Genomic DNA, 8,756 nt, shown 5'->3' with positions numbered 1-8,756 from the left:
TGTCGTTGTTCCCGCCGGTGATCAGCAGTTCTTTTCCGCCGGCAAGAAGCGTGGCGGTCTGCCCGCAGCGCGGGATATGGAGGCTGCCGGAATAGGTAAAATGATAGGTGGCGGGGTCGAAGATCTCCGTGGTGCCGGTATACAGCTGGCTATAGGTATCCGGACCCTTCCGGAAGCCGCCGACGATCAGCACCTTGCCGTTCGGCAACAAAGTGGCGCTATGGGCCGCCCGTTTTTCATGCAGCGGCATGATGGAGAGCAGGCCTTTCTTGCTGGGCGATGCCATCGAAACCGCCGCCAGGAACAGCACCGCCGTGATTATGCTTTTCATATCTTGTTTTTTTGACAAGGTAGAACGACACCCGCCCCGCGAACAAATAAAGTAGACCATCCGCCCGGAAAGTCGACAAAATGAAAAAGCCGGCCCCCAAAAAAGCCGGCAAAAAAAAAGCCGGCCCAAAGGGTCGGCTTTTTTTCCAACGAAAAGGATCTTAGTGATCCTTGTCCACGTTGTTGAACTTATTCGTATAAAGGTCTTCTTTATCCTTGACCTTTTTCTCCTGGTAGATATTGATCAGCAGATCGTAAGCATCCTTCAGCGCGGTCTTCTCATCCATCTTCAGCTTTCCTTTGCTGCCCAGGTCCTTATCCACCATATCGAAGTAAGGAATAGCCTCATCGAATTTCTTGCCGGCAGCGATGCGGAGATCGGCTCTTTTCTTGATGTCTTCGGGACCTTTTCCGGGGATCTTTTTGGTATCACTCTGGAGGTCTACCGCCGCGTTATAGCTGATCTGGCCGAGCACCAGGGCAGCCTGGGGATAGTCGGGCTGGATCTCGAGGCATTTCTTCAGCATATCCTGCGACTTGGCGATGAGGGCGTCATAGTTCGCGGGACGGTGGCCGGAAGATGTATCGTTGGCGAACTGATACATTTCGAGGCCATAGTTAAAGAAGAAGAGGTGGTTCTTCGGGAAGTGGGCGACGATCCGGTCGTATTGGGCCCAGAGAGAGTCCTTGTTGCCCTTCTCGCGGATGTTGGTCAGGCGCGTGTCAGGCCAGAAAAGATCGTCGGGGTATTGGGCTTCCGCCAGCGACAGATATTTTTCGGTGTTGGCGGCATCCTTCTTGGTATTCCAGTAATCCACCAGCCATTTGTAGATGTCGATCATGTTAGTGCCGTTGATCGAGGCGATCTTCGCATCGGCCAACCGGCCATAATAGACGGCAGCGGTATCTTTCTTATTGGCTTTTTCGGCGGAGATGCCGGCATAAAGCGTAGAAGTCGTGTCGATGGGCAGCTTGGTCCAGCCTTTCGAGGTCATATAGCTGGAAGCGGCGATGGCGCCGGTGAAGCTCTTCAGGGCATCATCGTATTTGCCCGCGTTATAATCGTTGGCGCCTACCTGGAAATATCCCTGATAGATCTCGTTGATCGGCTTGTAGCCATCCATCTGCAGGAGTACAAGTTTCTTATCCTTTTCATCCAGGTCGACATATTTCTTCAGCGCGTCGAAAGCCTGGTCGCGGGCATCAGGATACTGGGTGCGCAGCTGGTCGTTTGCGGCGATGGCGTTATATACCTTTAATTTGGTATACCATGCTTCGGCGTTCTTTTGATTCTTTTCGACGGCAAGAGCGCCATCGATCTGGGTCTTGGCGTCGGGTATTTTACCGGCCTTTAGCGCATCTTTTGCCTTGTCGACGCTTTGTGCGAACAGGCCCATACCAACCATGGCAAGGAATCCAGTCAGGAAGAGTCTTCTCATTTTTTAATGTTTATTTAATTGTTCAAAGTGTCTGATCAGGAGTTCCATTGTCACCGCCGGAGGCAGCATCCGTGTCCGGAGCCGTATTCGAACCGGGATTTGCGTCCGGGAGCGTTTCCGTACCCATAGCAGGATCCGTGTCTGCGGCCGTTTCCGTGCCTGCTTCGGCAAGTGCCCCGTTGTTCTCTTCCTCCAGTTTATCCAGTTTGGTAATAGCGGCGATCTCATCGTTCTCATCCAGCCGGATGAGCTTTACCCCCTGTGTAGCCCGGCCCTGCTCGCTGATCCCGGCTACGGACATCCGGATGGTGACGCCGCTTTTATTGGTGATCATAAGGTCTTCTTGCTCCGTGACATCGAGAATGCCCACCAATTTACCGGTTTTCTCCGTAACGCTGATGGTTTTCACTCCCTTGCCGCCCCGGTTGGTGATGCGGTATTCGTCGATCGGGGTGCGCTTTCCGTACCCTTTTTCGCTGACCACCAACACAGTCCGGGTCTTATCTTCCCTACCGACACAGATCATGCCAATAACTTCATCATTAGCATCATCTACCTCGATTCCGGCCACGCCGATGGCGCCGCGGCCCGTCGGCCGGACCTTCTCTTCTTCGAACCGGATAGCCCGGCCGCTCTTCACCGCCAGCAGGATCTCACAGTTGCCGTCGGTGAGGCGCGCTTCGAGGAGGTTGTCGCCCTCCATGATGGTAATAGCGTTGACGCCGGTCTGCCGCGGGCGGCTAAACTCTTCGACCGTGGTCTTTTTGATGACGCCCTGCTTGGTGCAGAGGACGATATGATGGCTGTTGACAAAGGCTTCGTCTTTCAGGTCCTTTACATCCACAATGGCGCGAACCTTATCATCCGGGGGTATCTGGATGAGGTTCTGGATCGCCCGGCCCTTGCCGCTCTTCTCCCCTTCGGGGATCTCATAGACGTTTAGCCAGTAACACCGGCCCTTCTCGGTAAAGAAAAGCATGGTATGGTGCGTCGAGGCCACGAACAGGTGTTCGATATAGTCCTCGTCCCGGGTCCGTCCCCCCATCGCGCCCCGGCCGCCGCGCCGCTGCATCCGATACTCGGTGGCTGCCGTCCGCTTGATATAGCCCAGATGAGAGATGGTGATGACCACATCCTCTTCGCGGATCAGGTCTTTTATGCTGACCTCGTTGTCGAGGTAGGTGATCTCGGTCTTGCGCTCGTCGCCGAACTTTTCTTTCACCTCCAGCAGTTCCTTACGGATCACCTCGAAGCGCTTGCCTTCGTCGGCCAGCAGTTCTTTAAGGTGGGTGATGAGCTTCATCAGTTCGTCGTATTCCGCCCGGATCTTCTCGCGTTCCATCCCCGTGAGGCGCTGCAACCGCAGTTCGAGAATGGCCTTCGCCTGTAGTTCGTCGAGGCCCCAGCCCGCGGTTATCAGGCTTTCCTTGGCCGCTTCGGGGGTCCTGGAGGCCCGGATCAGGGCGATGACCTCGTCCAGATGATCCAGGGCGATCAGATAACCCTGCAGGATATGAGCCTTCTTTTCGGCTTCCCTCAATTCGAACCTGGTCCGGCGGGTGACGACGTCCATACGGAACTCAACGAATTCGCTGATCATGTCCCGGATGTTCAGGGTCCTGGGCCGGCCCTTGACAAGGGCTACGTTGTTGATGCCATAGGAAGTTTGAAGTTCGCTATGCTTGTACAGCTGGTTGACGACGATATTGGCGATGGCGTCCCTTTTCAGATCGATGACGATCCGGGTGCCCTCGCGTTTGTTGGATTCGTTGTTGATATGGGCAATGCCCTCGACGATCTTCTCATTGACAAGCTGACCGATGCGGTCGCAAAGCGCGTCGCGGTTCACCTGGTAAGGAACTTCCGTAACGACGATCGTTTCTCTCCCACTGGGCTTCGTGTCTATCTGTATCTTGCCCCGCAGGACTACCCTTCCCCGGCCAAAATGCATCGCGGCCTTGACGCCTTCCATGCCATAGATGATGCCGCCGGTGGGGAAATCGGGGGCCTTGATATATTGCATCAGCTCTTCGATGGTGATGTCGCGCTTTTCAATGTAGGCCAGACAGCCGTCGATCACCTCCGAGAGATTGTGCGGCATCATATTAGTGGCCATCCCGACGGCAATCCCACTGGAGCCGTTCATCAAAAGCTGCGGGAGGCGGGTCGGCAGGACCGTCGGTTCCGTCAGGGAGTCATCGAAATTGGGCTGGAAATCGACCGTTTCCTTGTCGATGTCCTCGAGCATGTATTCGGCCTGGCGATGAAGCCGGGCTTCGATATACCGCATCGCCGCAGGACCGTCACCGTCCTGGTTACCGACGTTACCCTGACCGTCGACCAGCAGGTACCGCATGCTCCATTCCTGGGCCATCCGCACCATCGCGTCGAAGATCGAGGCATCGCCGTGAGGGTGAAATTTCCCCATCACTTCCCCGACGATACGGGCGGCTTTCTTATGAGGCTTGTTGCTGTTGTTCCCCAGCTCGTTCATGCCGAAGAGGATACGGCGGTGAACGGGCTTCAACCCGTCCCGGACATCGGGAAGGGCGCGGCCGACGATAACCGACATCGAATAATCGATGTAGGCCGTCTTCATTTGCTCTTCGATATTTACAGGGACGATGCGATTGTTATCCTGGGTCTCAGGCGGCGTGGTTTTATCTTCCATATTCAATGTTGCCCACCCTTTCGGGGGGAGGGCAAATTTACCCCTTTTGGCCCTGAAAACCCGTTACAAACGGGCTTTTTTTTGGATCGGCGCCAATGCTATTTTTCCACGATTGTGGACATTTCCCTCTATTCAAGCCACGCCCCCTTGACCCCATCACCTTCCACCTCCACATAGATATGCTCCTGCAGGGTCGTGGCCAGGGAAAGCCCCTTGTAATCGGGCTGGACCGGAAACGCCTTATAACTCCGTTCCACCAGCACAAGGGATTCTATTTTCCGGGGATGATACTCCAGGAACGGCTTCATCGCATACAGCAACGTCCTGCCACTCATCGCGACGTCATCGATGATGATGATCACCTGGTCGTCGAAGGGCAAAGACTCGCTGAGGGTGACGGCGCCGGGGCTTTTCTTATCCAGACTGATCTCGATCAGCCGGGTGCTCAGCCGGTCGCCGGCAATCTCCAGCAAATGCCGCTGGATATTCCGCGCAATAACGCTGCCGCTTTCTTTGATCCCGGCGAGGATGATCTGCCGCTCGCCGGCGTTATTCTCGAGGATCTCGAAGGCCATGCGGCGCAGTTTTTTCTCTGCCGCGGGTTGCGTGAGGATATAGTTTTTCATTCCGCCACCAAATTAAGCCTTTCACTTCAAATCGCTTATCTTAGTCCCATCAATAAATTTCCCCTATGGTCCTTTTTCAGCAGATCGTGTTCATCCTGGCCCTCCTCGCGGCTATCGGCTTGTTCGTGAAAAAGATAAGGCAGATTCGCCGGAACATCCTGTTGGGCAGGGACGAATCGTTTGCAGACCGGCGGGGACAACGCTGGAAGAACCTGCTGCTGCTGGCCCTCGGCCAGAAGAAGATGTTCCGCAATCCCCTCGTCGCCGTCCTCCATCTGCTCATCTATGTCGGCTTTATCATCATCAATATCGAGGTGCTGGAGATCATCCTCGATGGGGCCTTCGGCACACACCGGCTCTTCTCCGGCTTTGGCGGCGCCCTTTATGCCGCGCTGATCAACGGCTTCGAATTCCTCGCCGTGGGCGTTTTTCTATCCTGTTTTATCTTTCTGTGCCGGCGGAATATCCTCAAGCTGCGCCGGTTCATCAGTAACGACCTCAACGGCTGGCCCCGCAGCGATGCCAACTACATCCTGCTGACGGAGATCATCCTGATGACCCTGTTCCTGACGATGAATGCCGCCGATACCCTGCTGCAGGCCCGCGGCTATGGCCACTACGCCACCCATCTCACCGGCGATTTCGCCTTTTCACGCTGGCTGCACCCGCTGCTCAACGGCCTTACCGACGGCTCCCTGCTCATCCTCGAACGGACCTGCTGGTGGTTGCACATCCTGGGTATCCTCGCCTTTCTCAACTATCTGCCCTACTCCAAACACCTGCATATCCTGCTGGCCTTTCCCAATGCCTACTACGCGCGATTGGAGCCGGAAGGAAAGCTCCGCAATATGCCCGCAATACAGCAGGAGGTCCTTTATGCGATGCAGCCCGAAACCGCGCCCCCGGCCCCGGCCGATGGCTCCGTCCCGGCGACTCCACCCACAGCGGCTTCAGCCGCAGCCCCGACGGATAGATTCGGCGCAAAGGACGTCTTCGATCTGTCCTGGCGCAACCTGCTCGACGCCTACGCCTGCACCGAATGCGGGCGATGCTCCGCCGCCTGCCCGGCCAACACCACCGGAAAACTGCTCTCGCCGCGCAAGATCATGATGAGCACCCGCGACCGCCTCGAAGAGGTCGGCCGGAACATCGACGCCAACGGAAGTTTCACCGACGACGGAAAGACCCTGCTGAATTATATTTCCGTGGAAGAGCTGCGCGCCTGCACCACCTGCAACGCCTGCGTCACCGAATGCCCCGTCAGCATCAGCCCGCTGGAGATCATCGTCGAGATGCGCCGTGCCCTGATCATGGAAGACAGCAACGCCCCACAGGAATGGAACGCCCTTTTCGGTAATATCGAGAACAACTTCGCCCCCTGGAAGTTCAGCCCCGACGACCGCGATAAATGGACGGAAAGTTAACTATTGCTTCTTCGCCAGCACACTCAGGTTGACGATACAATTATTAGAGAGAGTACTCGACCCGCCAACGCCAAAATCCCGGCGGTTGATGGTAAAGCTGCCCTTGAATAGGTAGTCCTCCCCCATCGGCGTCGCAACAAACGGAAAAGAAAGATCCTGGGTCTTGTCTTTGATCGTCAACTTCCCATTGAACGTGTAGCGGCCGCCGTCAGGTCCCGAGATCGACGTGGAGACCATTCGGATCCGCGGGTATTTCTCCGCGTCGAAATAAGCATCTTTTTTCAGATGGCCATCCCGCATCTCATTGTCGGTATTGATCGTGGCCGCGGCGATGCTGACGTCAAAAACTGCCTTGCTGTTATCCTTCGGATCAAAACTGATCCTTCCATCGAGCCCGCTGAACGTGCCCCTGGAATTCATCCCGAAATTCTTGATCACGAATTCGATGGTCGACCCGGGGTCGGTTGGTTTATAGTCCTGGGCGGAAACGAGCGTCGAAAGAAAAAGGGAAAAGACTGCTCCAATGATCTGCTTCATGCCTGAACGCGCTTTTGTAGTTTTTTGACATCCAGGAAACAGATCTCCTGGCGATTGTAGGATAAGATCCCTTCGGTTTCTAATTCGTTGATCATGGTCGTCACCGTCTGACGGCTGCTGCCGATGAGACTGGCGATATCTTCGTGTGTCAGGTAATTCGGGATGCAGAAGCCCTCCGCGGTATTCTCCCCCAGGTTCTGTTCCACCAGCTGCCAGAGGAAATGGATAAGGCGGGTTTTAACGTCTTTATTGAGGAGATTGACCAGGCGGTTCTCGATATTCCGGAGTTTGGCGCCCACCTGCTTGCTGTATTTGAGGGCCAGATCGGGCCGGTTCTTCAGCAGCCGCTCAAAATCATCGATGGTAAAGGCGCAGATACTGACATCATGCTTATAGGCCTGTGCGAATTCGCCGTGCAGGTTGTTTCGCTCGAGGCTGAGCTGCCCGAAGAGTTCCCCCTTCTGGATGATCTCCTTCACCTGTTCATTGCCGTCATCATCGATAAACCCGATCTTGATGGTCCCTTCCTTTACAAAATAGATCTTATTGTGATTATACGCCTCAAAATAAATGTACTCGCCTTTCCGGACTTCGAGGACGGAATGCTGAACCTTCAGGTCCTTATATTCTTCGTCCGACAGCTGACACCATAGATCATAATTACGAATCACAAACAGGCTTTCATCCCCGGCCATATCGAATCATTTATTGGTTAAAGTTACCACATAATACTATAGATTTACGGAAAATTCATCGGCATGCAGGTACCCACAATGGCTGAATTTATGGCAAAAGGTGAGAGCCCCGAGATCCTGTTCTGGGTGGGCTGCTCTGGCAGCTACGACCAGCGGGCGCAAAAGATCACCAGGGCCTTTGCCACGATCCTCACAAAAGTAGGCGTCTCCTATGCCATCCTCGGAAAGGAAGAGATGTGTACCGGCGATCCCGCGCGGCGGGCAGGGAACGAATTCCTGTTCCAGATGATGGCTTATCAGAATATCCAATTGTTGAACAATTATGGCGTCAAAAAGATCGTCACCGCCTGTCCCCACTGCTTCAACATCCTCCGCAACGAGTATCCCGAGCTGGGCGGCCGCTACGAGGTCATTCACCATACCGTGTTCCTCCAGCAGCTGATCGATGAGGGCCGGATCCGGTTAAAAGAAGGCGGTCCCTACAAAGGACAACGCATCACTTTCCACGACAGTTGCTACCTCGGCCGGGCAAATGATATCTATGATGCGCCCCGCAAGGTGCTCGAAGCCCTCGAAGCCGAGCTCGTGGAGATGAAACGCTGTCGCAGCAACGGACTCTGCTGCGGCGCCGGCGGCGCCCAGATGTTCAAGGAAGAGGAAAAAGGCCAGACCCGGGTGAATTTCGAACGCAGCGGCGAAGCCCTCGCCACGGGCGCCGCGGTGGTCGCCGCCTCCTGCCCCTTCTGCAATACCATGCTCACGGACGGCGTCAAACACGCCGAAAAAGAAGATACCGTAAAGGTGCTCGACGTCGCCGAACTGATTGCCGCATCTCTGGCCTAGCCCCCCGCCGATTACCCACCTCAATTCGGCCGACATGCCTTTACCCGCCCCAATTCGGCCGACATGCCTTAATTTTGTGGCATGAACGCAAACCATTCCAAAGGAATACCCGGGGATTTCGCACCCGAATCCCGGGTCTGGATCTATCAAAGCCCGCGTCCCTTCTCCCAGGCCGAAGCCCAGGAAATAGA

General features: G+C 55.3%; 8 protein-coding genes. 2 read left to right on the top strand and 6 right to left on the bottom strand.

Features of this window, described 5'->3' with window-relative positions; genetic code table 11:
- The 4 genes from VGM48_RS24820 to VGM48_RS24805 all read right to left on the bottom strand — a co-directional run.
- On the bottom strand, positions 1-331 hold a 331-nt coding region (locus tag VGM48_RS24820), incomplete at its 3' end, for a hypothetical protein (protein WP_331583671.1).
- Between the two features lie 160 nt (positions 332-491).
- Entirely contained in the window at positions 492-1,769 is a 1,278-nt protein-coding gene (locus VGM48_RS24815) for a hypothetical protein (RefSeq protein WP_331583669.1), read from the bottom strand.
- A 22-nt stretch (positions 1,770-1,791) separates the two neighbouring features.
- The gene (gene gyrA / locus VGM48_RS24810) at positions 1,792-4,440 is read right to left on the bottom strand and encodes a DNA gyrase subunit A (RefSeq protein WP_331583667.1); all 2,649 of its coding nucleotides are present in this window, start codon (positions 4,438-4,440) and stop codon (positions 1,792-1,794) included.
- 128 nt (positions 4,441-4,568) lie between these two features.
- Positions 4,569-5,066 carry a phosphoribosyltransferase family protein gene (locus VGM48_RS24805; RefSeq protein WP_331583665.1) on the bottom strand — a complete coding sequence of 166 codons (498 nt, stop codon included), beginning with the start codon at positions 5,064-5,066 and terminating at the stop codon, positions 4,569-4,571.
- Positions 5,067-5,131: 65 nt separating this feature from the next.
- Between VGM48_RS24805 and VGM48_RS24800 the strand changes: the two genes are divergently transcribed.
- Complete coding sequence (locus VGM48_RS24800; protein WP_331583663.1) at positions 5,132-6,490, top strand: (Fe-S)-binding protein; 1,359 nt, start codon at positions 5,132-5,134, stop codon at positions 6,488-6,490.
- On the opposite strand, the gene VGM48_RS24795 is transcribed toward VGM48_RS24800, so the two are convergent.
- Together VGM48_RS24795 and VGM48_RS24790 are read right to left on the bottom strand one after the other, a co-directional pair.
- The gene (locus VGM48_RS24795) at positions 6,491-7,027 is read right to left on the bottom strand and encodes a YceI family protein (protein ID WP_331583661.1); all 537 of its coding nucleotides are present in this window, start codon (positions 7,025-7,027) and stop codon (positions 6,491-6,493) included.
- Positions 7,024-7,722, bottom strand: a complete 699-nt coding sequence (locus VGM48_RS24790; protein ID WP_331583659.1) for a Crp/Fnr family transcriptional regulator — start codon at positions 7,720-7,722, stop codon at positions 7,024-7,026. Before VGM48_RS24790 ends, VGM48_RS24795 begins: the two co-directional genes overlap by 4 nt.
- A gap of 63 nt (positions 7,723-7,785) precedes the next feature.
- Here VGM48_RS24790 and VGM48_RS24785 point away from each other — a divergent pair, with 63 nt between their 5' ends.
- The gene (locus tag VGM48_RS24785; protein WP_331583657.1) at positions 7,786-8,565 is read left to right on the top strand and encodes a (Fe-S)-binding protein; all 780 of its coding nucleotides are present in this window, start codon (positions 7,786-7,788) and stop codon (positions 8,563-8,565) included.
- Positions 8,566-8,756: the final 191 nt, after the last annotated feature.

The sequence above is a fragment of the Puia sp. genome (genome assembly GCF_036500295.1).
GTDB lineage: Bacteria > Bacteroidota > Bacteroidia > Chitinophagales > Chitinophagaceae > Puia.
This window is presented reverse-complemented; position numbering and strand designations above follow the sequence as displayed.